The sequence below is a fragment of the Paenibacillus sp. AN1007 genome, assembly GCF_040702995.1.
Taxonomy (GTDB): domain Bacteria; phylum Bacillota; class Bacilli; order Paenibacillales; family Paenibacillaceae; genus Paenibacillus.
This window is the reverse complement of the sequence record NZ_CP159992.1, coordinates 2,510,944-2,537,396: the sequence shown is the minus strand read 5'-3', so window position 1 is coordinate 2,537,396 and position 26,453 is coordinate 2,510,944. Positions and strand designations below refer to the sequence as shown.

The 26,453-nt window shown below is 44.8% G+C and carries 22 protein-coding genes; 20 read left to right on the top strand and 2 right to left on the bottom strand.

The window, feature by feature from the left end; translation table 11 throughout:
* The first annotated feature begins 315 nt into the window (after positions 1–315).
* From ABXS70_RS11280 to ABXS70_RS11265, 4 genes are all read left to right on the top strand, one after another.
* Positions 316–1,920, top strand: a complete 1,605-nt coding sequence (locus ABXS70_RS11280) for an FGGY-family carbohydrate kinase (protein WP_342556155.1) — start codon at positions 316–318, stop codon at positions 1,918–1,920.
* Positions 1,921–1,926: 6 nt separating this feature from the next.
* Complete coding sequence (locus ABXS70_RS11275) at positions 1,927–2,178, top strand: hypothetical protein (protein ID WP_342556156.1); 252 nt, start codon at positions 1,927–1,929, stop codon at positions 2,176–2,178.
* A 56-nt stretch (positions 2,179–2,234) separates the two neighbouring features.
* Positions 2,235–2,738, top strand: a complete 504-nt coding sequence (locus ABXS70_RS11270; RefSeq protein ID WP_342556157.1) for an SMI1/KNR4 family protein — start codon at positions 2,235–2,237, stop codon at positions 2,736–2,738.
* Between the two features lie 103 nt (positions 2,739–2,841).
* Positions 2,842–4,245 carry an erythromycin esterase family protein gene (locus ABXS70_RS11265; RefSeq protein WP_366295856.1) on the top strand — a complete coding sequence of 468 codons (1,404 nt, stop codon included), beginning with the start codon at positions 2,842–2,844 and terminating at the stop codon, positions 4,243–4,245.
* Between the two features lie 150 nt (positions 4,246–4,395).
* Here ABXS70_RS11265 and ABXS70_RS11260 read toward each other — a convergent pair whose 3' ends face one another.
* The gene (locus tag ABXS70_RS11260) at positions 4,396–5,304 is read right to left on the bottom strand and encodes an alpha/beta hydrolase (RefSeq protein ID WP_366296616.1); all 909 of its coding nucleotides are present in this window, start codon (positions 5,302–5,304) and stop codon (positions 4,396–4,398) included.
* A gap of 82 nt (positions 5,305–5,386) precedes the next feature.
* Here ABXS70_RS11260 and ABXS70_RS11255 point away from each other — a divergent pair, with 82 nt between their 5' ends.
* From ABXS70_RS11255 to ABXS70_RS11200, 12 genes are all read left to right on the top strand, one after another.
* Positions 5,387–6,301, top strand: coding sequence for a LysR family transcriptional regulator (locus ABXS70_RS11255; RefSeq protein ID WP_366295854.1), 915 nt, complete (start codon positions 5,387–5,389; stop codon positions 6,299–6,301).
* Positions 6,302–6,474: 173 nt separating this feature from the next.
* Entirely contained in the window at positions 6,475–7,332 is an 858-nt protein-coding gene (locus tag ABXS70_RS11250; RefSeq protein WP_342556160.1) for a DegV family protein, read from the top strand.
* Between the two features lie 232 nt (positions 7,333–7,564).
* Entirely contained in the window at positions 7,565–9,280 is a 1,716-nt protein-coding gene (locus ABXS70_RS11245; RefSeq protein WP_366295852.1) for a histidine kinase, read from the top strand.
* The gene (locus ABXS70_RS11240; protein WP_366295851.1) at positions 9,273–10,715 is read left to right on the top strand and encodes a response regulator; all 1,443 of its coding nucleotides are present in this window, start codon (positions 9,273–9,275) and stop codon (positions 10,713–10,715) included. Before ABXS70_RS11245 ends, ABXS70_RS11240 begins: the two co-directional genes overlap by 8 nt.
* A 287-nt stretch (positions 10,716–11,002) precedes the next feature.
* The gene (locus tag ABXS70_RS11235) at positions 11,003–12,739 is read left to right on the top strand and encodes an extracellular solute-binding protein (RefSeq protein ID WP_366295849.1); all 1,737 of its coding nucleotides are present in this window, start codon (positions 11,003–11,005) and stop codon (positions 12,737–12,739) included.
* A gap of 77 nt (positions 12,740–12,816) precedes the next feature.
* Positions 12,817–13,731, top strand: coding sequence for an ABC transporter permease subunit (locus ABXS70_RS11230; RefSeq protein WP_366295847.1), 915 nt, complete (start codon positions 12,817–12,819; stop codon positions 13,729–13,731).
* Between the two features lie 14 nt (positions 13,732–13,745).
* Positions 13,746–14,639, top strand: coding sequence for a carbohydrate ABC transporter permease (locus tag ABXS70_RS11225; RefSeq protein ID WP_342556165.1), 894 nt, complete (start codon positions 13,746–13,748; stop codon positions 14,637–14,639).
* Positions 14,640–14,752: 113 nt separating this feature from the next.
* On the top strand, positions 14,753–16,384 hold the full coding sequence (locus ABXS70_RS11220; protein WP_366295845.1) for an alpha-glucosidase: 1,632 nt from the start codon (positions 14,753–14,755) through the stop codon (positions 16,382–16,384).
* A gap of 54 nt (positions 16,385–16,438) precedes the next feature.
* Complete coding sequence (locus tag ABXS70_RS11215) at positions 16,439–18,103, top strand: alpha-glucosidase (RefSeq protein ID WP_366295843.1); 1,665 nt, start codon at positions 16,439–16,441, stop codon at positions 18,101–18,103.
* Positions 18,104–18,443: 340 nt separating this feature from the next.
* On the top strand, positions 18,444–19,409 hold the full coding sequence (locus tag ABXS70_RS11210; protein WP_366295841.1) for a D-2-hydroxyacid dehydrogenase family protein: 966 nt from the start codon (positions 18,444–18,446) through the stop codon (positions 19,407–19,409).
* Between the two features lie 280 nt (positions 19,410–19,689).
* Positions 19,690–20,310, top strand: coding sequence for a DUF2239 family protein (locus ABXS70_RS11205; RefSeq protein WP_366295839.1), 621 nt, complete (start codon positions 19,690–19,692; stop codon positions 20,308–20,310).
* The gene (locus ABXS70_RS11200; RefSeq protein WP_366295837.1) at positions 20,307–21,215 is read left to right on the top strand and encodes an alpha/beta hydrolase; all 909 of its coding nucleotides are present in this window, start codon (positions 20,307–20,309) and stop codon (positions 21,213–21,215) included. The genes ABXS70_RS11205 and ABXS70_RS11200 overlap by 4 nt, the downstream gene beginning before the upstream one ends.
* Before the next feature lie 176 nt (positions 21,216–21,391).
* Here ABXS70_RS11200 and ABXS70_RS11195 read toward each other — a convergent pair whose 3' ends face one another.
* Complete coding sequence (locus tag ABXS70_RS11195) at positions 21,392–21,943, bottom strand: TetR/AcrR family transcriptional regulator (RefSeq protein WP_366295835.1); 552 nt, start codon at positions 21,941–21,943, stop codon at positions 21,392–21,394.
* A gap of 160 nt (positions 21,944–22,103) precedes the next feature.
* Here ABXS70_RS11195 and ABXS70_RS11190 point away from each other — a divergent pair, with 160 nt between their 5' ends.
* From ABXS70_RS11190 to ABXS70_RS11175, 4 genes are all read left to right on the top strand, one after another.
* On the top strand, positions 22,104–23,033 hold the full coding sequence (locus tag ABXS70_RS11190; RefSeq protein ID WP_366295833.1) for a 2-dehydropantoate 2-reductase N-terminal domain-containing protein: 930 nt from the start codon (positions 22,104–22,106) through the stop codon (positions 23,031–23,033).
* A 467-nt stretch (positions 23,034–23,500) separates the two neighbouring features.
* Positions 23,501–24,232, top strand: a complete 732-nt coding sequence (locus ABXS70_RS11185; protein ID WP_342556171.1) for a hypothetical protein — start codon at positions 23,501–23,503, stop codon at positions 24,230–24,232.
* A gap of 422 nt (positions 24,233–24,654) precedes the next feature.
* Positions 24,655–25,512: an ABC transporter permease subunit gene (locus tag ABXS70_RS11180; RefSeq protein ID WP_342556341.1), complete on the top strand. Its 858-nt coding sequence runs from the start codon at positions 24,655–24,657 to the stop codon at positions 25,510–25,512.
* 17 nt (positions 25,513–25,529) lie between these two features.
* Entirely contained in the window at positions 25,530–26,408 is an 879-nt protein-coding gene (locus ABXS70_RS11175) for a carbohydrate ABC transporter permease (protein ID WP_366295831.1), read from the top strand.
* Positions 26,409–26,453 lie beyond the last annotated feature (45 nt).

Sequence of the window (26,453 nt, the reverse complement as noted above, 5' to 3'; positions counted from 1 at the left end):
GTTACCAAAACTACACAACTTCACAGTACAAATCGCCGCATCCTACCGTTTGCACAGGTTTGCGGCGATTGCTGCTTCTATGCCGTTTGTTCACTCCCTGTTTAATTTTCCCACAAGCTTGTTCTGCGGCCTCCATAATGCTTTTTCAGCCCCGACACATCTGTGCACCTAATACAAGACCCGATATAGAGTGAGCAGCATTTCATACCAAAACTTAGTTTATCCAATATACAAAGTCCGCAAAACATGTTATTATCACACCAAGTTATTCAGTTCATATGATATCACTCTCCCAAAAGGTGGTGCGCGCACGTAATGGATCAACATCTGAAACGAGCGATCGTCAGCGGTAACACCTCGCTTGGTATTGAATTTGGATCGACACGAATCAAGGCCGTTATGATCAATAATGAATTCGAAATCATTGCTTCCAGCAGCTATGATTGGGAAAATCAATGGATTAATCATAACTGGACTTATCATGCACATGAGATGATTCAAGGGTTACAGGAAGTGTACGCTCGATTAAAAAAGCAGGTTATGAAGAACTATGGAGTGAGTCTGCACAGAATTGGTTCTATCGGAATATCCGGCATGATGCAGGGTTATCTTGTTCTGGATAAAGCAGCAGCATTGTTAGTTCCATTTCGTACTTGGCGTAATCTCACAACGAGTACGGCAGCAGCTTCGTTAACCCGGGAATTCCAATATAAAATTCCTGAGCGCTGGAGTATTGCGCATCTGTACCAAGCTATCTTAAACAATGAAGAACATGTAAAGAACATTAAATATATGACAACATTATCGGGTTACATTCACTTTCTTCTAACAGGCCGTAAAGTGATCGGGGTGGGGGATGCTTCAGGCATGTTCCCGGTCAATAGGTCGACAAGAGGATACAATGAAGAGATGATGGAGCAGTTCAACGAACTAATTAGCCGTAATGATTACCCCTGGAAGCTTGAAGACATTCTACCTTCTGTCTATTCAGCTGGTGAACATGCGGGTTATCTTCATGACGTTGGTGCGAATCTCCTCGACCCGGATGGTGATCTTCAAGCCGGTATTCCATTCTGTCCTCCGGAAGGGGATGCCGGAACAGGTATGGTGGCTGCGAACAGTATTCAGACATGCAGCGGCAGTATATCTGCAGGTACATCAATTTTTGCTATGATTGTTCTGGATAAAGATATAGGGGTATATCCCGAGATTGACATGGTGACTACACCTGATGGACGCCCTGTAGGTATGGTTCTTGCCAACAACTGCACTAGTGATATTAATGCATGGGTCAGATTATTTCATGAATTTTGTGAAGCGTTGGGATATAAAGCCGACACCAGTCACTTATTTCATGTTTTGTTCAATAAAGCGCTCGAAGCAGAACCGGATGGCGGCGGTTTGCTGAGTTATGGTTACTATTCGGGAGAGAAGATTACTGGCATAACCCAAGGACGTCCCTTATTTGTTCGTTCGCCAGAGAGCCGATTTACACTCGCTAATTTTATGAGAACACATCTGTTCAGTGCATTTGGCGCATTAAAGCTCGGTATGGACATTTTAACGGAGAGAGAGGATGTAAAGATTGACCATATCTTGGCACATGGCGGATTATTCAAAACGCCCTTAATTGGCCAGAAAATGTGCGCAGCTGCACTTAACGTTCCGGTATCTGTTATGCCTACTGCTGGTGAGGGCGGTGCATGGGGTATAGCAGTATTGGCTTCCTACATGATGTATAAGGAAAATAACGAGAGCTTGACAGATTACCTCAACCTGAAAGTGTTCAATGACGTGGAAGCAATCAGGATAGATCCAGACATTTCGGATGTGAACGGTTTTGCCCGGTTTATGGAACGGTACACGAAAGGACTTGCGATTGAGCAGGCGGCGGTAGATCATTACAGAGGAAAGGGTTGACTCCATTTGACTGATTTCATCTGGGGAATATTCGCAGCAGAGGCATCTGCACATTTCCCTAATTTCTATCCGATCGGCATGTACAGCACGAGAGAGGCAGCTTTGAAAGAAATCGATTCTTTACCCCGCGACCACAATTATCAACTGCTGGAGCTGCCGCTGAATCAAAACTTTGCATTTTACCACAAGAAAACGGGGAAGCTGGCAGGAATGAATTCGATCCATCACGAACATTTCCATTTTAAAGATGACGTTTGACCGGTGCTGCTGCGCTGGATTGTACGGAAATAATCTTCCTAGAGAGAAGGTGCTGTATGGATAAAGTCGTTCTGGATTTCATCACATGGGCTGAATTAAGCGGTTGGATGGTAACCCTAAAGTCAGAACCTGAACTCCACCTGAATCAACAATGGATTGCCAGATACAAGATTATTCCCGACGAGTATGCCTCATTCTTACGTTTGGTCAGCCAATGCATGTCAACCAGCGAGCAGACCTGGTTCCTGTGCGAGGCTGACTACAATAACAGTTCCAATTCGGAATTCCACTGGAATGAATATGAATTAATCAGCCTCGAAGCAGCTGCAAACGATGATGTGTGGAAATCCGAAATCACGAGTTGGTGGGATCAGCATCTGCCGATAATGATGTCTGTTCATGATGGTTATTCCTATTATGCCATTGATCTATCCAGTGAAACTGGTGCGGTTGTGCGCGGGGAAGAACCTGAATTTGAAGAGGTTACAAAAGTGGCGGAAGATTTCCCCCATTTTTTACAACTGATGATGTCAGGTTCAATTGCTGCGGAAGATTTTTAATCTTCGTCCCTCCATTCTTAAACTAACCTTAAACATCAAGTGGACTGGCTTTAAACGAGGAATGTTATGCTGGACTCCATCAAAGCAGAGGAGTGTCAGCCTAATGAAACCATGGTACAAACAGGTATTATTATCTACAGCAGCGGTCTGCAGCTTAAGTATGGCAGGTACTGGTGATACCGCCTACATGACAGGACTGCCTACAACGGTTCAAGAGACTCAGATGTCATCCGATCTAACCTGGCAGGACCATATCCGCTCAAATGCGAAAACGTTAACATCAGTCAAACCTGAAAAAGATGATTCTTACACCGACTTAACTTTCCTGAAATCTGTTCTAGCGGATAAGCGCATGGTCAGTCTCGGTGAAGCTTCGCATGGGGCATCCGAATACAATTCGATGAAAGTCCGGCTCGTCAAATTCCTGCATGAGGAATTAGGTTATAACGTGATTGCATTCGAGTCTAATCTTTCGGATAGTGCTGTGGCGTATGCACAGAGACATCATATGACAACAGAACAATTTATGAAAAGCTCCATCTATGGCGTATGGCAGGTACAAGAGAACTTGCCGCTGTTCGAATACATCGCGCAGCAGAGTAAAACCGATCATCCGCTAATCCTGACTGGTTTTGACTCTCAAGGCGCAGACCATTCTTTTATTACTTATATTCAGCATTGGTTCAACCAAGTAGATCCAGGTAAAGCCAAAGCCTTTGCCCAGACGGAGCAGTGGTATAAGGAAATGAACAAGATTAACCAAATCGATGATTTTAATCAGCAAAAAAAGAAGATCAAAGAAAAGTATCAAGCTCTTCAACAATTCGTACGAGAACACCGAGATGAATTGAATCAAGCTGAGGCCGATCAGACCAACCTCGTGCCTTTGATTGAGCGTGTGTTACAAAACCGCTTGGATATGCTGGATAACTATCATCCTCACATCGTTAAGATGTTTGCCGGAATTGACCCTGAGAAACAGTTACAAATGGCGAGTTATGAACGAGACCGCGTCATGGCCGGTAACCTTACTTGGCTTGCTGAAAATGTCTATCCAAACGAGAAAATAATCATATGGGGTCATAACTATCACATACGTAAAAACAATTCGACGATGATTACAGAGCATAACGGGTACGATTTTGACCACAATCCTTATCCGACGATGGGAGAGCTGCTGCCTTACTCCCTCAAACAGGCAAATTATGTAATCGGGTTATTTGCCCAAGAAGGAAGTTCGAAGAAAAACAACGGGGTAGAGGAGAAAGTTCTCCCTCATGAGAAGGGCAGTCTTGAGGATATTGTGGGAACGGACATGGGTGCGGCCCGATTTATCAACATGAGAGACGAAGAGTTAAATCCAGCGACCGAATGGATGTATACACCTCGTACTGTCAAGGCATGGGGAGTATTGGATGAGAAAATGATTCCCCGAGATCAGTATGACGGAATCCTGCTCATTCGCAGCATTCACCCCTCCACCCGCTTGGCTGCGCTGGATCAATAAGCGGAATAGAAATGTTAGATATTGGAATTGATTGGAAAAGGAATACCTACGGGAACTGCGCGAAGCATCCGAAAAAGCCGCTCTACAGCGGCTTTTTTCTGTGCTCTTCGTAAATATTTGCAAGGAACTGCAGCACCTAATTGTTAGTGATCACAATATCTGCCTATTAATAATCTCAACAATCTGTCCAAGTGCCTTTTTGGCTTCTGGTATAGGAAATACGGGGAAGACATGATTCATTTTTGGATACTCGAAATAGTTGATATCAACGAATTGGCGGGCTGCTTTTTCTTTGAATTTGCGGGCATCCGGAAGGAAAAATTCATGTGTTCCAATAAATAATGAAATTTTACCCAAATTTTTAATCTCTCCATGGATGGGGCTGACCAAGTAATGGGAGCGCGGAGTTTCACCGGCGTATCTTTTCCCGGCCTCGACCAGCATATCCCAGTTCAACATAGGTTCTTTATCGATCATGGCGAGTACTGCCGGATTGCTTAATGTTATATCAAGCCACGGTGACAACAGAATAATGTCCTTGGGCTGCGGCAGTCCTTGTTCTAATAAATACTGCGCAAAGGCTAGTGACAGGCCACCACCTGCAGAGTCACCCATGATGACGATGTTTTCGGGTTTAGCTATTTTTAATAGATGCTGATAAACCATGAGTACACTCTCAATCGCATCCATATACTGATAGTCCGGTGCTTTAGGGTAAACAGGAACGTACACCGTACAATGTAACTGCTTCCTCAGTTGATTCAAAAAATGCCAATGCCATGTCAAGGGCTGCTCAACATATCCTCCGCCAGGCAAATATAGAACGATCCGATGGTCCGATTGTGAATCAGATTTCAACACATACGTATCTACCGGGAGGCTGCGTTCCTTCGTTATATTATACTTATGTTTAAGTTTGGTAGGTACTTCGTAAGGGATGCTGTTCATTTCTCTTCGCTGCTCCATAAATTCTTTTGCATCAAGCTTTTGTTTCGTCATCTTCAGCAGCATTTCTACTAGAAAACTTCGTATGCTTCGCATAATATCAACCTCCTGTATAAAGAATACTTGAATATAATCATAAATGATATTTAAATATAATTTGTATCCTAAATAAATATTTAAAGATATGGAGGATAGAATGAATATTTCACAGCTGCAATATCTGATATCTGCTGCACAGTGGGGTTCGTTTACAAAGGCCGCAAGTGTTCATCATCTGACAGTTCCAACGATCAGTCAGTCCATTAAACAATTGGAAGAAGAGATAGACACCACTATCTTTCATCGTACCAAAAAGGGAGTTGTTCCCACAGCAGAAGGAGAGCTCGTGCTGCAGCATGCCGCAGCTATACTCAACAACTTAGATCATATGCATCACGAATTGCTAAGCCTTAAAGAAGAACATATCGAGAGCATCACGATCTCCACCATTCCAGGTTTGGTTCCTCAAGTGGTTCAAGCTACGTTAGAACTTATGCATACGTATCCCGCACTTAAAGTTCAGATGATCGAAGGAGATACCCAAACCGTAATAAAACACGTTCAGGATGGATACGCCAACATGGGATTGCTTTCTTACAGTAGAAGCCAGCAGAATACTTCATTGGAATGGGTCCCTATTGTTGAAGGCAGTGCTGTGTTAATCATGAATACACAATCGCCCCTGCGTTTCTACAAAACGATATCTCCTCAAGTATTGAAAAATGAGGTGTTTGTTCTGTATAAAGATGAACATATCGAACAAATAGCGCACCATTTAATGTCTGCCAGTGATGGTAACCGTATATCTTTGATCACCAATAACACAGATGCTCTGTGTCAGATGGTTGTTAAGGGAAATGCAGTTACTATTGCTCCCGACTTTATCGTAACTGCGTTGTCTTCCATCTATCAGGAGCAGTTAGTCACCGTTCCTATACATCAGTTCAGCTCGGACGGTACAGCTATATTGGGCAGAATCACAAGAACGGATGAAACGATTCCCAAAATGGTTAAAGAATTTACAACCAAGCTGACGGATCTGGTTAAACATATTAGTCCCCAATCGGAATGAGCTGCATACCTGGTATGTGAGGCTGATCACATCCATGTGAACATCTGGCTGCGTTATCCCTGATCTGTTTAGTAAATTTGACTCACATCATAAAATGATATACTTTATTATCAAATGATATTATTTTTTTTATTTATCGCTTCAAAATCCTATAAGATCGGATTGATGTAACTATGAAAATGAATCAGAACATTAAAATAATAGTTGACAGCACATCAGATTTATCAAAAGAACTCATGGATAAGTACAATATCAGTGTTGTACCTCTATATGTCGTTATGGGCACAGAATCATATAAGGATAACATAGAAATCACTACAGGACAGTTATACCAACGTTCGGATCGAGAAGGGATCAATCCCAAAACAGCCGCACCGTCACCCTCCGATTTTGTTCCTGTCTTCGAAAGAGAGCTTAACGAAGGCAATCAAATCTTGTTCATCAGTATGTCATCCAAGGTGTCTTCCACCAATCAAAATGCACATATTGCAGCATCTGAATTTCCGGCTGGTCGAATTCATATCGTGGATTCGATGCACTTATCTGCGAGCTATGCCATGTTGGTTATACGGGCAGCGCAAGCACTTGAAGCCGGACATTCGCTTGAGCAGGTCATTCAAGATATCGAGAATGTAAGAGAGAAAGTCCATATTGAGGTTCTAGTGGACCGACTGGATTATCTATATAAAGGCGGACGGGTGAGCAGTTTACAACATTTGATTGGTAATGTACTCAGAGTGCGACCTGTACTGAATATCATCCAGGGAGAGGTGCGCTCCATACAGAAGTACCGCGGGAAAATGGAGAAAGCCTTGGACGGGGTTGTACAAAAGATTGTTACACGGAAAAATGAGATCTGTCCAAACGTACTCGTAATCGCTCAGACTTTTGCTGAGAAAATGACTGAAAAGCTGCATGCATCTCTGCTGCAAGCCAACCATTTTAAAGAAATCATCATTATTGAGGGCGGATGTGTCATCGGCTCCCATACAGGTCCTAATTCGATCGCTGTAAGTTATGTTGACTTATAAATACATCATACAGCAGCAGAGCGGATTTCCTCTTGGCGTAGTACCCCTATGCCCAAGCGATTATCCGGCGCTATTTGGAGGGGAAGCCATTTCTGTTTAATGCCATCGAGATAAATTTCGATTCGGCGTGAAAGCGTTTGACTTATTTAGATAACCTTTTATAATTATGAAAGCAAAGGCAAGCTTCCGCAGCAGGAGGCTTGCTGTTTCATTTAGCAAGGAGAATATCAACATGACACTAAAGAAAAGAATCTTTCTGTTGTTTTTCCTCAGTGCGTTTATCCCCTTTATCAGTATTTTTGCCATTTCGTATTATACGATCGATTCGATTTTCGCCAATAAAATTGATGATGGCATCCGAAGCAGTCTGCAGCAGGTTAACTCCTCTTTGGAAAACTCAATCACCAACTTGAATCACGTGACCCAGCAATTATCATACAGCGGCACTGCGGGCAAGAGACTGCAGCAATTTCTGAACCCCTCCTCTGATATTTTTGAATTAATCGAAGCGAGAGACGAATTAAAGAGTGAGTTAAGTGTTGTTACGTTCACCAATCCTAATATCGGTTTGACCTTGTATTATTTTCAAAAAGAAGGCACAACTCAATTCGGTAATTTTCCGATCAAAGATCAGTTTTCTCCCGAATCGCTGCCCGCTCTCTTTCAATCCTATGGCATCCAATATCACAGTCCGCACATCAGTATGAATCGGTTCAATGACGAGCTTGTTCTGTCCGCCATGCGAAAGGTAAAGCTGCCAGGCAGAGAAGATGTGTATATTTATGTTGAATCCGGCTTCCGTCTGACGGAGGATATTCTTGGTGCCAATCAGCACAACACTACCGTATCCCATCTCATTCTTGATGCCGAAGGAAACACCGTCTACAGCGAAATCCCAGGGACCATTCGTGTGGGAGAGAATTTCAACACCTTAACAGGAGCGTCTGCCCAAGACGGAATATCGCGAGGATACCACTGGTTCAAGACCAGTTCTCCGCAAAAATGGAGTGTTGTATCCGTCATTTCACAGAATCAATACCAACAGGAGAAAAATCAATGGCTGGTCCGGATTCTGCTGGTTGCTTTATTTTTCCTAGGCTTTACCGTATTTCTTGCGTGGCTGCTGTGGAAGATGGTGTACAGACCTCTCAGTCTGTTTCATTCCGAGATCAACAGCATGTCGAGTAATCCGCAAACGACAGGCAGTCAGGCTCGTACGGAGATTCCCGAGTTTGATTTTCTGCTCAGCGAGTTTTCCAATATGCAGCACCAGATTGGTGACTTGTTTACGGAAGTGCAGCAGAAAGAAAAGATCCGTGCCGACTTGGAGGTAGAGAAGCTGCTCTATCAGATCAATCCACATTTTCTGATGAATACACTGGATACAGTGCACTGGCTGGCAGTAATGAACGGACAAGGAGAGATTGACAAGCTGGTGCAGGCACTGAACAAGCTGCTCTATTACAACCTTGGTAAATTGGGGCAGGTCTCCACCATGCAGGAAGAACTTGATGCGTTAAGGCAGTATTTGATTCTACAGCAGATTCGCTATGATTTTGAATTCGATGTGCGCATTACCGCAGATGAACAGGTACTTCAGATTCCCGTACCCCGCTTCATTCTGCAGCCGCTGGTCGAAAATTCGCTCTATCATGGGCTGAGCGATGATGGATTTATTCAGATCGAGGTCACCTATACGTCGACATTGAACATTTTGATCGAGGATAACGGCTCAGGCATGAGTGAGGAAGCGATTCAGAAACTGCTGAACAACCGAGAAGCCGAACAGGAAAAGGTAGGAATGGGCATTGGACTCAATTATGTTCATCGTATGCTGCAGGCCCAGTATGGCGATCAAGCACAGCTGGTCATTCAAAGTGAACCGGGAACGGGGACAAGTATGCTGTTGAAACTGCCTATAAAAGGAGAAGACACTCATCATGATTAAAGTATTGATTGTTGATGACGATAAACTGGTACGCAAAGGCATCAGCTCAGCGATGCCATGGAATGAATTCAATATGGAGGTTATAGGGGAAGCGAGCAATGGACAGAAAGCGCTGGAATTTCTGCAATCCCATCCCGTTGATCTGATGCTGACGGATCTGGCGATGCCGGTGATGTCCGGCATTGAACTGATGAGAGCCGCGAAGCAGCTCTATCCGGAGCTTCATATTGTGGTGTTAACCCTGCATCAGGATTTCGATTATATCCAGGAAGCACTTCGGCTGGGCGCAATCGACTATATCGCTAAAGTGCAGCTGGAAAAAGAGCAGTTCGAGCATGTGCTGCAGCGCATCCATACACGGATGGGCGGATCAGCCAAGACCGTTCGCCAACTTCCTTCGCCCGATGAAACGAATGTTCATTATTCAACCGTGTATGCTCTTATATCACAGGATCGCAAATCCGAACCGTCGTGGGGCGATCACCTGCATTCGACTGACCATTCTGAGGTTCGATGGGAAATTGAACGGAACAGCTGGATGTGGGCAGCACGTAAGGAACAGGAAGAGCAGGTGTATGAACGGGTTAAGAAAACACAGCTTCAAGCTCCAAACAGCACACTATTAGTGCTGTCTGATGTACAGGGGCGAACGTGGTCGCAGATCAAAAACTGGATTATGAATTACACGGAGACGGCGTTATTCTACGCTTACTCTCCCGATCAGCAAGTCATGCATCTTACGATGAAGGATGAGCACCAGCAGATAGAAGAACCCCTGGATGAAGAACTGGACCGAATGAAGCAAAGCTGGTTCCAAACAGCCTGGGCACACCGAGAACAGGACTATCACCGGCTTATTGCTCAATTTAAAGCACTGCAGCTGCAGAAAGCGCAGCTAACAGGGCTGCTTTATTTCATTGTCATGGAGTGGAATCGCTTATTTGCCCACACCTCACTCGGTAAAATCGCCATGATCCATTCATTCCATTCCTGGCACGAAGTGCAGGACTGGATCAAGCAGACGGCAGCCAATATTCGGAAGGCTGATCAACAGCAGGCGTATTCACCTGAAATTATAGAGGCTGTAAAAAATGCAGTGATTATCATACAGCATGATTTGACACAAGCACATACTGCTTCCGAGCTTTCACAACAGCTCAACATCAGCCGAAGTTATTTCAGTCAATGCTTCAAAGAGCTGATGGGACGCACCTTTAATGATTATTCCCGGTTTGTTCGGGTAGAGAAAGCCAAAGAATATTTGGTCAGTACACATCACACCATCTCCTGGATTGCGGAGCAAGTCGGGTATACGGATGAGAAATATTTCAGCCGGATTTTTCGTGAAATGACAGGTCTGCTGCCAAGCGAATATCGACATGCTGGCGAGAAACGAAGTAACAGATCGGATACAGAGGATTCATTACGTTCTTAAAATTTCAAAATGATAAGCGAGGTCATCTTTACAGGTCGACAGTATCCTTAACCAAGGAGCTGCCGGCTTTTCTTTTCAAATGTAAACACAGGGGCGGGTAGACAAATGGATGACAGCAGGTAGGACGAATGTTCACAGGCGAATGGTATAAGGGAATTCCACCTGAGAACTGTTAACATTAATCTATCTAAAGGGGCGTGTAATCCCTATCCCGGGAGGAACGGAGTCCACCTTATAATGAAAGCGTACACAAAAAACGAAATCAGATTGAAGGGGAATCTAACAAGATGAGAACAAAACGATCGATAAGAAGCAATCTGTTCACCAAACGTTTAGCTGTGCTGTCGATGTCTGCTTTGATGGTTGCTGCCTTGGCAGCATGTGGAGCCAAGACAGAAGCTCCTACTGCAGAGGAAGCAGGCAAATATGAAGTAACACCGGGCGATCCATTCAGTGCGTATAAAGACGAAATAAACGTAACGATGGGACGAGTGACCACGGCTAATCCAAAGCTGCCCGCGGGAGATACGTATGAGAACAACGCCTATACCCGGCTGGTCAAAGACACCTTCAATGCCAAAATCACAGATCAGTTCGAAGCGAATGGTGAGGATTACAGCCGCCAAGTCTCGCTTGCGATTGCATCCGGGGAACTGCCCGATATGATGCGTGTCGATTCCAAAGATGAGCTCAAGGAACTGGTTGACAATGATCTGATCGAGGATTTAACAACCATTTATGATCAATATGCCACGGATGAGATTAAGAAAATTTACGATTCCTACGATGGTCGTGCGTTGGACAACGCAACGATTGACGGGCGTTTGATGGGACTTCCCGCGACTTCTCTGGATTCTGCGCCAACGATGGTTTGGGTTCGCCAAGACTGGGTGGATCTGCTTGGCATCAAGCTTGATGCCGATGGAGACGGAGCCATAACACTGGAAGAGGTAGAGAAAACGACACAGGAATTCCTGAAAAGAGATCCGGGACAATCCGGCAATCCGGTCGGTATTCCTTTTGTTAACACGTTGAATACAACGGATTACAACGGCTCTGCGTATACGATGCTGGGAGCAGCTTCAACGCAGCAGGCATTTCCGCAGTATTGGATGAGAGGAGACGACGGTAAAATCCTCTACGGTTCAACGACAGAAGAAACGAAGAAGCTGCTCGGAATTATGGCAGACTGGTTCAAAGAAGGCATCATCGACCCTCAATTCGGAACTCGTACATTTGACGATATTACCGCGCTGTATGCAAACGGGCAGAGCGGCATTGCCTTCGGACCTTGGCATATTCCTGACTGGGGATTGATCAGCGTCAAACAGATGGATAAAAACGCCAAATTTTCAGCTTATGCACTGCAGGATGCAGATGGTAAGGTTAACATCGCACATGCTAATCCTTCCAATCAATTTATTGTGGTGAGAAAAGGATACGAGCATCCCGAACTTGCGGTGAAAATTTTGAACCTGTTCTACGATAAGCTGGCCAATGACAAAGACGTGGCCACAACGATGCCGGAAGCGGCCAAGTATCAAGAGACCGGCGTGGACGGTTCTACCCGCCCATTCAATATTGAAGTTAACTCGGCGACATCGCTGCTGGACGATTATTCGGACGTTGTGCGCGGGATTAAGGGAGAGATCAGCCTGGATGAGGTTCGTACAACCGAATCCAAAAACAATATTGGCAGCATCAAAACATATCTGAGTGATATGGACACGGATAACACTACAGCTTGGTCGAAATATCACTCACGCATTAACGGTGTGGGACTGATCGACAAGCTGACCAAAGAAGACAAGTTCGTGTGGATGACTCCTGCTTTTTCGGGAACGACCCCAAGCATGAAACAGACATGGGCTAACCTGACCAAGCTGGAACAGGAATCATTTATCAAAATTGTAACCTGTTCTGAACCACTCGATTACTTCGACACATTCGTGAGCAATTGGAAGAAACAAGGCGGTGAGCAGATTATTCAAGAAATCGAAGCCGAGATCGGCGCAAAACCATAATCATCTATGGATAGCTGCAGGGCTGCGCGCGTAATCCGAATGCGCAGCCTTTCTTCATAAGGAGAGGAGAATAGTTCATGAAACAACGATTATACAAGACTAATGGCCGCATCCGCTCAGGTACGATGTACCATATGATGATGATACCGGGCATTTTGTTTTTGCTTGTATTCAGCTATGTACCGATGGTTGGTGTGATTACGGCCTTTCAAGACTATATTCCTGCCAAAGGTATGTTCGGCTCCGAATTTGTAGGGTTAAAACATTTTGTCTATATGTTCAAGCTGCCGGATATTGCCCAAGTGGTGAGCAATACACTGGTGATCGCTCTGGGCAAGATTCTGATCGGCACAATAATGGCGATCATTTTCTCCGTACTGCTTAATGAAATTCGGATGAAAACGATTAAAAAATCAGTCCAGACGATCGTGTATCTACCGCACTTTCTGTCCTGGGTCGTGCTCGCGTCCGTCGTTGTTAATATGTTCAGTCTGGATGGCATTGTGAATCAGATCCTGACCTTTTTTGGACTGCAGCACATTAATTTTCTAGGCAGCAACACATGGTTTCAGCCGCTGATTATTGGGACGGATGTGTGGAAGGAATTCGGCTACAGTTCCATCGTTTATCTGGCAGCCATTACGTCCATTGATCCAGGCTTATATGAAGCTGCAGGTATGGATGGAGCCAGCTGGTGGAGAAAAGTATGGCATATTACGCTGCCAGGCATGCTGCCTATTATTCTGCTCATGGGTGTGATGAGTCTGACGAATATATTAAGCGCCGGTTTTGACCAAATCTATAATCTCTATAATCCGGTGGTGTATGAATCAGGTGACATTCTGGATACCTATGTTTATCGGATTGGCCTGGTCGGAAGACAGTACAGTTTCGGAACGGCTGTAGGTCTGTTCAAATCCGTAATCGGCATCGTCCTGCTGCTGTCTGCCAATCAGCTCGCCAAAAAATATACCGATCGTAAAATATTCTAAGGAGGCAAACGTCTGTGTCATATTCCGCAAACTTCAAAGATCGAATGGGCCGGGTGTGCATCTATGCCATCGTCATTATGCTTGCGCTGATCTGCCTTCTGCCGTTATGGAATATTGTTGCGATTTCCTTCAGCAGCAGCGAAGCGGTATCCGCGAACGCCGTCGGTCTGGTTCCTGTTCATTTTACAACAGCTGCGTATACCCGAATTATCGATGATGCCCAGTTCTGGCGCTCCTTCGGCATATCCATTCTTCGTGTGGCACTCTCGCTTGCGCTGAACATGATTTTGATTATTCTAATGGCGTATCCGTTGTCCAAATCCAAAAGAGAGTTCAAAGGCAGAAACATTTATATGAACATTATGATTTTTGCCATGCTGTTCAGCGGCGGTATGATTCCCAGCTACCTGCTGATTAAAAATCTGGACATGCTGAATACAATCTGGGCACTTGTTTTGCCGGGAGCAGTACCCATATTCAGTGTCATTCTGGTCATGAATTTCTTCTCAGCCGTTCCTAAAGCACTTGAGGAAGCAGCTTTCATTGACGGAGCCAATCCGCTTCAGGTCTTATTCAAAGTGTACGTTCCCGTATCCATTCCCGCACTTGCAACAGTGGCCTTATTCAGTATCGTGGGTACATGGAATGACTTCTTCAGCGGGTTGATCTATATGACGAAAATAAGCAATTATCCGCTTATGACCTATATCCAGTCACTTAACGTCAATATTGCGGATCTGCTCCAAGCCGGAACGAACTCCAGCGAGCTCAGCAGCCTTACGGAGATATCCAACAAAAATTTGAATGCAGCCAAGATCGTCGTTGCTGTTATTCCACTACTGCTGATTTATCCGCTGCTTCAGAAGTATTTTGTAACCGGGATCGTTGTTGGATCGGTTAAGGAATAACATCCTGCCATGAGATTGCAGCCGTGAGTATCTTAATATACAACCGCATTGAAACTTTACTAAAATAACCGTAGGCACAGCCTTTAGGCAGCGTCAGAGAGGTGGAATGAAACATGGAACAGCAAGAATGGTGGAAAGAGACCGTCGTTTATCAAATCTATCCGCGCAGTTTTCAAGATAGCAATGGAGATGGAATCGGCGACTTAAGAGGCATTATCTCTCGGCTGGATTATTTGCAGCATCTCGGGATCGGTGCGATCTGGTTATCACCTGTTTGCAAGTCTCCTCAAGATGATTATGGTTATGATATTTCGGATTACCAGGATATTGATCCGATGTTTGGATCGCTGGAAGATATGGAGGCTTTAATTCATGAAGCCGGCAAACGAGACATACGCATCATTATGGATCTGGTCCTGAATCATACATCTGACGAACATCCTTGGTTTCAAGAAGCTAAAAAAGGGAAGGACAACCCGTACCATGACTATTATGTATGGCGGGACGGGATTGAAGGAACACCCCCTAATGACCTGACATCTACCTTCGGCGGTTCAGCCTGGGAATGGGTGCCCGAGATTGGACAGTATTATTTGCATTTATTTTCTGTCAAACAGCCGGACCTGAACTGGGCGAACCCGAAAGTCCGTCAGGACATCTACAGCATGATCAATTGGTGGATCGAAAAAGGTGTAGGCGGATTCCGCCTGGATGTCATAGATTTGATCGGGAAAGAAGCGGATTTCAAAATTACAGGAAACGGGCCTCTTCTGCATGAATATATCAGGGAGCTCAGTAAGGAAACATTCCAGAAAGGGAAGGAGTTGTTAACCGTAGGAGAGACATGGGGAGCCACGCCGGAGATTGCAAAATTGTACAGCAACCCTGATGGCAGTGAGTTTTCCATGGTATTTCAATTCGAGCACATCGGTCTGGATGAGCAGGAGGGGAGAGGGAAGTGGGATCTCAAACCTCTAGATCTAATGGAATTGAAAGATGTGCTGTCCAAGTGGCAGACCGAGCTCAAAGGCGAAGCGTGGAACAGTTTGTTCTGGAACAATCACGATCTGCCTCGAATTGTTTCACGTTGGGGTAATGACGGGGAGTTCAGGGTTGAATCTGCTAAAATGCTGGCAACCCTTTTGCATGGCATGCGGGGAACACCATACATCTACCAAGGTGAAGAGCTGGGCATGACGAATGTTCAATATGAGATCAAGGAGTATCGGGATATTGAACTGCTTCGTTTTTATAAGGAAAGAATGGAGAAAGGATATCCCGAACATGAAGTAATGGAGTCGATCTACGCCAAAGGGCGTGATAATGCGAGAACACCCATGCAGTGGGATGACTCCCATCAAGCAGGATTTACGACAGGAGAGGCCTGGATTAAAGTCAATCCGAATTATACGGAGATCCATGATGCGGAAAATGTTCAAAATCCGGACTCCATCTTCCATTATTATCGACAGCTCATTCAGCTTAGAAAAGATCATGAGGTCATTGTATATGGCGATTATGAATTGATTTTCCCGGAACATCCGGATGTATTTGCTTACACACGCACATTACATGAGAATCAGATCATGGTTGTCTGTAACTTCCGGGGAGAAACGGTGCAGCTTCCGCTTCAGGAACATTTGTCATCCTCAGCCAAACTGCTGCTTGCCAATTACACAGATATGCTGCCAGACAATGAGCTGCGTGCTTACGAAGCCAGAATGTACCTTATGCAGAACAATTGAAAAGCAGCATACCTAACTAAAGCCTAGTCATTGAAGAAAGAAGGAAGAGATGGAATGAAAAGAGTATGGTGGAAAGAGGCCGTCGCTTACCAGGTCTATCCGAGGAGCTTTATGGATTCGAACGGAGACGGCATTGGTGATATACAAGGCATTCTTTCAAAACTGGATTATATTCAGGAACTGGGTATTGATCTGATATGGATCTGTCCGATGTATAAGTCACCTAATGACGATAACGGTTATGACATCAGTGATTACTGCGCCATTATGGATGAATTCGGTACGATGGATGACTTCGACCAATTGTTAGATGAAGTACATCGTCGCGGTATGAAGCTCATTATGGATCTGGTCATTAACCACACCAGTGACGAGCATCCCTGGTTTATTGAATCAAGTTCTTCCGTGGATAATCCCAAACGGGACTGGTACATCTGGAGAGATGGCAAGAACGGGGAGGAGCCGAACAACTGGGAAAGCATCTTTGGCGGTTCAGCCTGGCAGTACGATGAAACTTCAGGGCAGTACTATCTTCATCTGTTCTCCAAAAAACAGCCGGACCTGAACTGGGCTAATGCCGACGTTCGCAAATCCATCTATGAAATGATGAATTGGTGGATGGACAAAGGCATTGACGGATTCCGGGTGGATGCGATCAGTCATATCCACAAAGAAGAAGGTCTGCTGGATATGCCGGCCAAGGAAGGTTTCAAATACATTTCGTCATTCGAGAAACATATGAATGTCAAAGGCATTCAGCGCTATCTGCAGGAAATGAAAGAAGAGACGCTGTCGAAATATAATGTCGTCACCGTTGGCGAAGCCAATGGAGTCAAAGTAGAAGATTCAGAAGATCTGCTGGACTGGATCTGTGAAGTCAGAGGCAAATTCAACATGGTTTTTCAGTTTGAACATCTTGACCTATGGAATAACAGTACAGACAAGCAGCTGGATGTTCCCAAACTGAAAAATGTAATGACCAAGTGGCAGAAATCACTAGAAGGCATCGGCTGGAATGCACTGTTTATTGAAAATCACGATCAGCCGCGCAAGGTTTCATCTTGGGGGAATGATGTCGATTACTGGTATGAGAGCGCTTCGGCACTTGGAGCGATGTACTTTTTCATGCAGGGCACGCCCTTCATCTATCAGGGACAAGAAATTGGCATGACCAATGTGGCTTACCCTTCCATCGAGGATTATAACGACATCGCAGACCAAAATCTGTATCAGATCAAGCAGGCAGAAGGCATGGAGCACGAGGAGATCATGAATATCATCTGGGCGTCCAGCCGTGACAATTCAAGAACACCGATGCAGTGGTCTGCAGGCAACCAGAGCGGATTTACGACTGGAGTTCCTTGGCTAAGGGTAAATGACAATTATCTTGATATCAATGTGGAGAAACAGCTTCAAGACCCGAACTCTGTCCTTCACTTTTATAAAGAGATGATTCGGCTCCGCAAGCAGCATGACACGTTGATATACGGCACCTATGACCTGCTCCTGCCTGATCACCCTCACATTTTCGCATATACACGTACATTGGAAGATCAGCAGGTTTTAGTACTCATTAATCTTACTGAACAGATGGTGGAGCTTAAGGAAGATGAGCTGGGCGTTCAACTCTCCGAGATATGGCTGACCAACTATGAGATTTCTTACGCTGGTCAGCTGCAGCCGTTCGAAGCCCGCATTGGATTATGTGATAAAATGTAGGGAATCGCTTGTCCGAGGCATGATTCTAACGAGTCATGCTTTTTTTTATTCAATGGCCCCACACCAATTCATAGCATGAGTAGAGACTATTAATATTAACAGCCTCACTCAAGTATAACTGTGACCTTATATAAATGTTCGTTTATTAATCCACAAGATCATATACATAAGATCAGAAAGTTTAAATGCGCAATCTAATATGAATTCCCAGCACATGGAAACCCATTGTTATATAATGTACAGGAGACGTCTGGACGGACCGTGAAAAGGTCGTCTTTGCATGTCTATAAGCAGAGGCATTCTATTTTTGTTATTCAACTCATGAACGGAGGAGTACACCTTGAGACTTCAATGTGCAGTATTGGACGATTATCAAGATATCGCTCTGAAAATGGCAGATTGGGCACAAATATCAGATCAGGTAAACGTTATATCCTTTCACAAACATTTCGAAAGCGAGGCCGAGGCTGCACACGCGTTAAAGGATTATGACATCATAATCCTCATGAGGGAGCGAACCCCCTTCAAAGCTTCACTGCTATCACAATTACCAAAACTGAAACTGCTGATTACGACCGGGATGCGAAATGCTTCTATTGATTCTAAATATGCGGAGGAACAGGGAATCAAGGTATGCGGTACAGCAAGCAGCTCGGAACCTCCAACAGAATTAACATGGGCCTTGATTTTGGCTTTGACCAAAAATCTGATTCCTGAAAATCAATCATTTCGTAACAGCGGACCTTGGCAAAGCACGGTCTGTTCGGATCTGAGCGGTAAGACATTGGGGCTGATTGGATTAGGAAAAATCGGAACAAAAATGGTCCTGATCGGGAAAGCCTTTGGCATGAATGTTATGGCATGGAGCCAAAATCTCACCCAGGAACGAGCTGAAGCTGCGGGTGCACAGTTCGCATCAACGAAAGAAGAGATTTTGGCCAAAAGCGATATTGTTTCAATTCATCTCATTCTGAGCGAGCGGACTCGTCATTTGATCGGGGAGAATGAACTGAAGTCCATGAAGAAAACAGCCTATCTGATCAACACTTCCCGCGCTTCCATTGTTAATCAGGATATACTGATTAAAGCGCTGCATAACAACTGGATTGCGGGGGCCGGTATTGATGTATTCGATGCTGAACCACTGCCCGGTACCCATCCACTTCGTTCCATTCCTAATCTGCTCGCGACTCCTCACTTGGGTTACGTTTCTCAATACAACTACCAGACTTATTATCAGCATGCACTAGAGGATATCCAAGCATTCCTCGAGGGGAATCCTATTCGGGAGATTAGAGCGCAGTAGTCCATTCGCATGTGCCCGTCCATTCTATAAGTGATCATATTCAAACAGCAGTAGGAGCAGACTGCTGTTTTTTTATTTTTGATTTGAGTCTGCTTGATTTGAGCCTGATATAAACACAAAGATTAAACTGGTTTGTTTTAAAAAACGAACATTATAGCATCAATATTAGATGGTTTTGTGATGTTAATGAGCATCTTAGATAATTTAACCCGGGTAATATTGACTTTATGTTTTTACCCGGGTAATATAATTCATAACAAAACGAAAGAGGAGGGATTACATGCAGGTTTCCGATACGCCAACAAGCTGTACCGCTTTTGTGGGTAAAGAATGCTTAACCAGTGGTACATTACAGCATGTTGCTGCTGTTGTGAAAGATACGTTGGAGGAAAGTAAGTTCGCTGAACTGCTTATTTTTAACGATACGACCGGCAGACCCATAGACCTTGATTTCCGTGGAAACACCGATGAGGTGCTTGAGCGCCTACAGAGCCAACCTGAACAGGTATCCGGTACAAAAGAAAATGAAAAATCGGCTCGCAGTGTTGGTCGCCCCAAATTAGGCGTCGTATCCGGTGAAGTTACATTACTGCCAAGGCATTGGGATTGGCTTAAAGCCCAACCGGGTGGAGCCTCTATAACGCTGCGAAAACTCGTTGATGAAGCTCGTCGCTCTGGAGAGAATGAAAGTAAAGTCAGAGCTGCACAGGAAGCGGCGTATCATTTTATGACCGCAATGGCAGGTGATTTACCTCAATACGAGGAGGCTCTGAGAGCACTGTACGCCGGGCATGAAGATCGCTTTTACGAAATGATTGAGAAGTGGACTCCCGATCTCAGAGATTATATTAAGTCTTTAGTCACGAATGCATTTATGCAGGAAGAGAGTTCATCACAATGAAGATTCTGAACGTAAACAACATAAATATTGCCTATGACAGTTATGGCAGTGAAAAGGATGAAGCCATTCTATTGATCGCCGGGCTGGGAACTCAAATGATTCGTTGGACCGTCCCATTTTGTGAGATGCTGGCAGAGAGAGGATTTAGAGTTATTCGTTTTGATAATCGCGACACAGGGTTATCCACACACTTTAATCATCACGATACTTTGGACTTTGAAGAACTTGCCAAAACACTTATGTCAGGACAGCGTCCGAAAATTCCTTACACACTCGATGATATGGCTAATGATACGATTGGCCTGTTAGATGCACTGGGGATCACGAAGGCACATGTCGTTGGACGTTCGATGGGAGGTATGATTGCCCAGCTTGCAGCCAGCACCTATCCAGAGCGTGTTCTTTCGCTTACTTCTATAATGTCAACAACAGGCAATCCGGAACTTCCGCCAACATCCCCGGATGTGATGGCATTAATGACTCGGCCAGCACCAAATCCTGCAGAGGATGAAGCGGGATACTTGTTTCACAGCACAGCATTTGCCAGACGTATTGCCGGTCAAGGTTACCCGTTTGATGAAGCCGAATATCAATCAATCATTCGAGAGGAGATCCACCGAGGTTATAATCCGGGCAGTGTTGGACGGCAGATTGCAGCTATTGCCATTTCAGGTGATCGACGTGCGCGACTGGCAAAAGTGAATGTTCCAACTTTAGTGATTCATGGTTCCGATGATCCTATGTTTGTCCCCGCATGCGGCGAAGATACAGCTCAGGCCATTCCTGATGCAGCGTTTATGCTGCTTGAGGGGATGGGACACGACCTTCCTGCCCAGCTGTTTGAAACGGTTGTTGATGGAATCGAACGGACAGCACAGCGCAATGAATCATACACGGAAGAGTAACACTAGTAACAGGAATCATGAACGATGAACAATGGCCATTTGTGAAGTAACAAACATGTCGTAGATGTTCCGTAGTAAGCCGCTGACGAGCGGCTTTTTTTCTATCGAAACTAGGTCATGCCCCGTGATGGAAGAAAAACAATTTTAGCGCCTATACGACTATTGGGTGTAGGGGTTCACCACAGCTCCAGTCTTGTTGTGAGAATTTTATTCAGCTGTTCAACCATCTCTTCGGGTGTGTACGGCATCGATTCAACGACCCACCACTCGATCAAGCCCGTAATGGAGATGGATAAATATTGGGCCAGCACATCTCTATGAATATCACTTTCCAGCTTCATGCCGCTCACTACTACAGCGATATTCCCCTTAATCATCTGTGTCATGCGGTGCCTGAACGTTGGAGTTCCTTTGCTGGTGATTAATACGCGATAAATCGATGCATGCTCCTTCAGATAGACAAATGCGCGAACTAATAAGTCTGGCGACAGTCCAGCGCCTGGCCCTTCTTCCGGTAAACAGCTGTCAACAAGCATATTCAGATACGTCTCTACGCTCTGCTCAAGCAGGTCATATTTATCTGTAAAATGCAAATAGACGGTTCCCCGGTTCACATTTGCCCGATCCGCTATGCCCTGAATAGTAATTTTCTCAAAATCCTGCTCTCCCAGCAGCCCAATGAAGGCTTCCATAATCATTTGTCTGGAGCGTACGATGCGTCGATCCATAGTTTTCCTCTCCTTCTTGAACACATTTGATGTTCATTGTTCAATATCGAACAAAAGCGAATGTAATTAACCATTGTTCCAAGATCAGTCTGAATGTTACCTTGATTGTAGTGCACAGCTGTTAGATATACAACACCTGTTCATTAAAGGAGGAGTGAAATTGAATATACTGGTTTATGGCGCTGGCGTACAGGGCAGTTATCTGGCGCATGTCCTAATACAAGGTGGTCATCATGTGACTGTCCTCGCAAGAGGAAAACGAGCGGAAGAGCTGGAAGAGGAGGGCGTGGTCATCCGGCATTATCTGCAGGCCAAGACAACCACCGACTACGTTCGCGTGATTCGATCATTAGAACCGAATGACACATATGACCTGATCTTTGTCATGATGAAATATTCGGATTTCGGAGCGGTGCTTCCGATCCTTGCTGACAACGATAGCCGTCACGTCATACTGGTGGGCAACAATATGGACACATATGCCATGCATGACTTTCTGAGTACGCACGGGCGGTCGCCCAAACAGGTCGCTTTTGGATTCCAAACTACCGCCGGTACACGTAAGGACGGGCGAGTCATTTGCATTCGTGGCGGCCATGGAGAGATGGTTATCGGGAGTCTAGAGGGTCCGATTCCGTTTCGCACCTTGCTAGAACAGGCCTTCTCACGAACCAAATACAAACTCAATGATCAAGATCAAATCGATGCATGGCTGAAAAACCATATGGTGCTGGTCGTGCCTATGAATATGGTCATTCTATACCATCAATTCCAGATGAAAAAGGTTGTTCGTGATAAGAAACGAATGCGTCAATTCGTTGCGGCGATGGGAGAGGGATTCCGTGTGCTGGATTCACTTGGTTACCCTCTGACACCTGCAGTGCAGGCTGCCTGGATTACTCGTTATCCACGACTCATTCGCCGGGCCTTGAAGCTTTTCTTTATGCTGCCGTTTAGCCGATTGATCGATGGAACAAATGCGGAGCTGAGCGCCTTGAATGACTCTTTCACCGAACTGCGGGCCAGATCGGAGATTCCTACACCAAACTGGGATGAACTGGAGGCGGCGTGGAAGGACAAGATCGTTTAGCAGGTTGACGATTCCAAAACATGCTTATATAATTGTGGCAAATAGTAGATTGGTGGGATATGTGCAGTGATGATGATGGTATTTTTGACGGACATTAAGGGTTAATCAACCTAATATGACATAAGCGAGGTTGCGGCATACTACTTAACTAGGTAGGGTGTGCTTTGACATGCTCTCGCTCGTGTATCCGTCAAGAAACAAATTATCATCACTGCATCCGTATAACATGCTTAGAAACGGGGAGATCCGTTTCTTATTAAGCGTACTTACGGAATGAAGCCGCGGGTGAACAATTGTTCACCCGCGGCTTTTTTATTTCCATTTACTATTTTATTTATTGTGCCAAAAAAAGAGGATTTATGCATAGAAATACTTCTTTTCCTAAGGAAAACTGCTTACATGAGACCTAGCAATTCAGATAGATTTACGAGAGCTGTTCAAATCGCATTTGAATGGAGTATAAATAAATGAAGTACTTATTTGAAACTTGCAGTCTTAATTATGAGGACTTCGCAAGCGGCAGAGTATTGTATAATGCTCAGGGCACCACCTCGTTTCCAGTAAGATTATCCAGTGAGATCGTTCAAAGATGCTTCAGCATACTCGACACAAAAGGAATCAAGGGCCCTTATTCCATATATGATCCCTGTTGTGGTGGTGCCTATATGTTGACCGTGATCGGGCTGATGCACAGTCATGTTATAAATAAGATTCATGCTTCCGATATAAATCCCGAGGTCCTTCGAACGGCTGAACGAAACTTATCTCTGTTAACTGCAGGTGGATTAGCACGGCGTAAAGAAGAGTTAACTCGATTAACGGCCTTGTATCAGAAAAAATCGCATGAAGAAGCTTTGGCTAGTTTAGAGAAATTTAATAAACAATCGGCATGCTCAGCTTTGAAAGAGATCGTTATAGCCCAAGGCGATATTACTACTGCGGAGAAGAGGCATATCCATGATCCATTTAATATCGTTATGACAGACTTACCCTATGGGGACAAGGTTAATTGGATCACGAATAGTTCAAATCCTGTTTCAGATTTTTTTGATCAGATTTCTAAATGGATGGACACGGAAAAATCAATTGCAGCCATTATCGCAAATAAGGACCAAAAGTTAAAACACGAGAAATTCAAAAGACTGCAGTATTTCAAAGTAGGGAAAAGGCAAATCGGAATATTCGAGCTGATATCCTGAATTTGAGAACGCTGATGCTGCGAAAATGATAACGAATATACTTCACAGCCTTCAAAACGCCCTCATATCTGTGGATGGAATTATCCACAGTATGAGGGCTCTATTCATTCAAAGAAACGATCTGACGCTCGATTAAAATGAGCTGCTTTGTCAATTCGCTGGATGACAGCATGCTGATATTAACAATTTGTTATGAAAGCTAACGTTTTATCATGTTGACATGAAGGCAGCGAATCTATACTGATTATACGGAGATACAGCAGACCTTTGACTGATAGCTCTGGAGAGAATAGAGAAAGAGGGGGAGCACACGAATGAATAATGCAGAATCCGCAGCACCTGTACAAGAAGGTGTGATTCGTCCGAGTCCCCGGCGTACAAAGCGTAAAAAAAGCTTCAAACGTACGCTGGTACTGGACCTCATGCTGTTACCAGCCGTAGTCCTGACGTTCATATTCGCGTACATACCTATGGGCGGATTAGTCATTGCTTTTCAGGATTACAAGCCTTGGCTCGGGTTCGCCAAATCATCCTGGATTGGCCTGGAACATTTCCAATTCCTGTTCAGTATGCCGGAGAATGTGCAGGTGATCTGGAACACTTTAATTATTGCGGGAATGAAACTGATTGGAGGTCTGATTGCCCCGCTGGTTTTTGCCCTGCTGCTGAATGAAGTACGGAAGGAAACCTTCAAAAAGAGCATACAAACGTTCGTTTACCTGCCGCACTTTCTGTCATGGGTTATTCTTGGAGGAATACTGCTGGACATGCTGGCAACCAAAGGTATGATCAATCAGTTCCTTGGGGCCGTGTTTGGCCTGGAACCCATCTTCTTCCTCGGAGAAGGTACATGGTTTAGAATTGTTGTGGTCACAAGTGATATCTGGAAAGAATTCGGATTCGGCGCGATTATCTTTCTCGCCTCGCTGGCAGGCATTAATCCATCCCTGTACGAGGCGGCAGAAGTGGATGGAGCGAACCGATGGCAGCAGACGTGGTCCATTACGATTCCAGCTCTGATTCCGATCATGATTGTTGTAGGCACGCTGTCGCTCGGAAATATTTTAAACGGAGGATTCGACCAGATATTCAATCTATACAATCCACTCGTTTACGATAAAGGTGATATCATTGATACCTTCGTGTATCGGGTAGGTCTGATCGATGGGAAGTTTGGATTTTCGGCTGCAGTTGGACTCTTCAAATCGGTTGTCGGATTCGTTCTGATTGTGATCGCATACCGTGCAGCTTATAAATTTGCGAATTACCGTATTTTCTAGAAAGGAGACCTCACGGCATGTATCATAAAACCAAACCTTATAAAGTCTTTACCGTGTTCAATTATACGTTCCTTATACTGCTGTCACTGCTCTGTATTATCCCGTTGATTCACATTCTCGCGGTCTCCTTCAGCGGTAAAGCAGCTGCCAATGCGAATCTGGTTGGACTGTTTCCAGTTGAGTTTACCTTCGATGCTTACGCCAAGACATTAGCGAATGAGAACTTCATCCGTTCCCTATGGGTTGCTGTACAGCGAACCGTGCTGGGTACACTGCTCAGCATGATTGTTGTCATTCTGGCAGCTTATCCGTTATCCCGGGAAAATCGAAGCTTCAAACGTCGTAATATCTATACTTGGTATTTTGTATTTACGATGCTGTTCAGTGGAGGATTAATTCCGTTCTACATTCTTATCCAGAAGCTGAATTTGCTGAATACGATGTGGGTGCTGATATTACCTGGAGCCGTATCCGTCTGGAACATGATTCTGTTACTGAATTTCTTCCGCAATGTGCCGAGAGAGCTGGAGGAGGCCGCCTTCATTGATGGTGCGGGTTACTTCCGAACATTGATCTCTGTATTTCTGCCTGTATCGATGCCGGCCATCGCCACACTATCTCTGTTCTCTATGGTAGGACACTGGAATGCCTGGTTCGATGGATTGATTTTCCTGACCGATCACGAAAAATATCCTCTTGCGACCTTCCTGCAGACCATTATCGTACAGCAGGACTTCAGCAAAGTGTCTGTGCGTCCCGAGGATCTGGAGAACATCTCACAGCGCACGATCAAAGCTGCCCAGATTTTCATTGGCATGGCTCCGATTTTGATTGTGTACCCACTGCTGCAGCGCTTTTTTGTTAAAGGCATTGTACTGGGTGCTGTGAAGGAGTAACACGAATTCAGATTTAGCCAAATATATAACCATATGGGGGAGAGA